The 2,564-nt window shown below is 69.9% G+C and carries 1 protein-coding gene; it reads right to left on the bottom strand.

Annotated elements, in window-relative coordinates; translation table 11 throughout:
• Positions 1–73 precede the first annotated feature (73 nt).
• Positions 74–2,564, bottom strand: a 2,491-nt coding sequence (locus AB8Z75_RS33660) for an amino acid adenylation domain-containing protein (protein WP_369208742.1), incomplete at its 5' end; no start/stop codon positions are given.

Genomic DNA, 2,564 nt, shown 5'->3' with positions numbered 1-2,564 from the left:
CGGTATCCGCGGATCTTGACCTGGTCGTCGGCGCGGCCCCGGAAGACGAGTTCGCCATCCGCCGTCCAGGCCACTACGTCCCCGGTGCGGTACATCCGCTCGCCCGGCAGGCCGAACGGGCAGGCCAAGGAACCGGTGCGCGGTGAGAGGCCACTACGTCCCCGGTGCGGTACATCCGCTCGCCCGGCAGGCCGAACGGGCAGGCCAGGAACCGCTGCGCGGTGAGAGTCGGCCGGCCCAGGTAGCCACGCGCGAGCGACTCGCCGGCCACGTACAGTTCGCCGGCCACGCCGGGCGGCACCGGACGGAGCGCACCGTCCAGCACATACACCCGCGTGTTCTCGATCGGCCGGCCGATCGGCGGCACCTCGCCCTCACCGGACAGCGGCCCGCTCATGGCAGCGATGACCGTGGTCTCGGTCGGCCCGTAGGCGTTGATCATCCGGCGTCCGGCCGACCAGGTGGCCACCAACTCCGGCGAAACCGCGTCGCCGCCGACCACCAGGCCGGTGACGGTGGGAAGGGAGCCGTGCGGCAACGCCGCCAGCACCGCGGGCGGCAGGAGGACATGTGAGACGTGGTGCGCAGCGACCGTCTCCAGGAGAGGCTGTCCGGGTGCCAGCCGGTCCGCGGCGGCCAGGACGAGGGTCGCCCCGGACAGCAGCGCCGTGCACATCTCCCATACCGAGGCGTCGAAGCTCGGCGACGCGAACTGCAGGATCCGACTGTCCGCGGTGACACCGAGCCGACCGGCCTGAGTAGCGACCAGGGCAGCCACCCCTCGATGGGTGACCGCCACACCCTTCGGCCGACCCGTGGACCCGGACGTGTAGATCACATACGCCGTATTGGCCACCACCGAACGACACGGCCCCACCTCCACCGAACCGACCGCCCCACCGGCATCACCCAGCCGCAACGCCGGAACAGCCAGCTCAGGCAGCAACCCGGCCGTCACCGCGTCCACCAGGACCAGACAGGCCCCGGAATCAGCCACCATGAACGCGATCCGCTCCTTGGGGTAAGCCGGATCAACCGGCAGGTAGACACCACCGGCCATCAGCACAGCCAGCCACGCGACCACCAACTCCGGCGACCGCGACACCGCCACCGCCACCACCGACTCAGGACCCACACCACGCCCAGCCAACACCCGCGCAAGACGATCAGCGCGAACCTCCAACTCCGCGTACGTCAACCTCTGCCCACCACACACCACCGCCACCGCATCCGGCGCCCCGGCGACCCGCTGCCGGAACAACTCCGACACCGTGCCCTGAGACCGAACCGCCCCACTGCCATTCAGCTCCCCCAACAACCAGTCCCGCTCAGCCGACCCCAGCACATCCACCCCCGACACCCCCACATCCGGATCCTCAGCCACCTGCCGCAGAACCCCCGCAAACCGCACCGCGATCTCTCCGACCGCTTCCGCACCGAAAACGTGGCGCTGGTATTGCAGGGCCACCCGCAGGTGGGGGTCGGCCGTGGCCGTCACCGCCAGCGGATAGTGGGTGCCGCTCAACGGACTGATGCCGGTGATCGCTATGCCCGTAGCGGTGTTCGCCTCGGAGATGCCGGCGCGGTCGATGGGGTAGGACTCGAACCCGACGAGGGTGTCGAACAGGGTGCTCAGCCCGGTCGCCTGGTGGATGTCGGTGAGCCCGTGGTGATGATGATCGAGCAGCACGCCCTGCCGCTCCTGCAAACCGGCAAGCAGGTCGCGGAGCGTGCTCCCCGGCGCGCACCGCACCCGTACGGGCAGCGTGTTGATGAACAAGCCCACCATCTCGTCCACGCCCGCGACTTCGGGCGGACGGCCGGAGACAGTGGCTCCGAAAACCACATCCTGCCTACCCGTCAGCCCCGACAGCAGCAGCGCCCACGCACCCTGCACCAGAGTGTTCAAGGTCACGCCCAGCTCCGCCGCGCGCCGCGACAGACCACGGGCGGCTTCTTGCGCGAGCGGCACATCGAACTGCCCGATGCCCTCCGGGTCGGACTCCGACGCCGCCGCGCTGGGCGCGAGCAGGGTGGGCTCGTCGATCCCCTCCAGCTCGCGGGCCCACACCCGGGCCGACTCCGCACGGTCCTGCTCCGACAGCCACACCAGGAAATCCCGGAAACCGCGTGCCCGGGGCAGAGCTGAGGCTTCCCCTCCCGCCCCGTAGAGGCGCAGCAGATCCTCCATCAGCCGGGGAACCGACCAGCCGTCGAACAGCACGTGGTGTGCGGTCAAGACCAGTTCGGAGCGCTCAGGACCCATGGTGACCAGCGTCATCCGCAGCAGCGGCGGCACGGCCGGATCGAAATGGGACGCCTGATCATCAGCCAGCAACCGCTCGAACGCCGCACCGCGCTCCTCCTCACTCACCCCCGCCAGATCACGATGCCGCCACGGCAGCTCCACACCAGCCGGCACAACCTGCACCAAATTTCCGGCCCCATCGGCAACAAACGCGGCACGCAGATTCGCATACCGGTCCAGCAGCCCCTGCCCCGCCGCACGCATCCGCTCCGGCTCCACACCACCCGACCGGCGAAACACGAGCTGCATCTGGTAC

Origin of the sequence: Streptomyces sp. PU-14G, assembly GCF_041028275.1 — a bacterium.
Classification (GTDB): Bacteria; Actinomycetota; Actinomycetes; order Streptomycetales; family Streptomycetaceae; genus Streptomyces.
The sequence above is the reverse complement of the archived record's forward strand: the minus strand, read 5'-3'. Positions and strand labels throughout refer to the sequence as shown.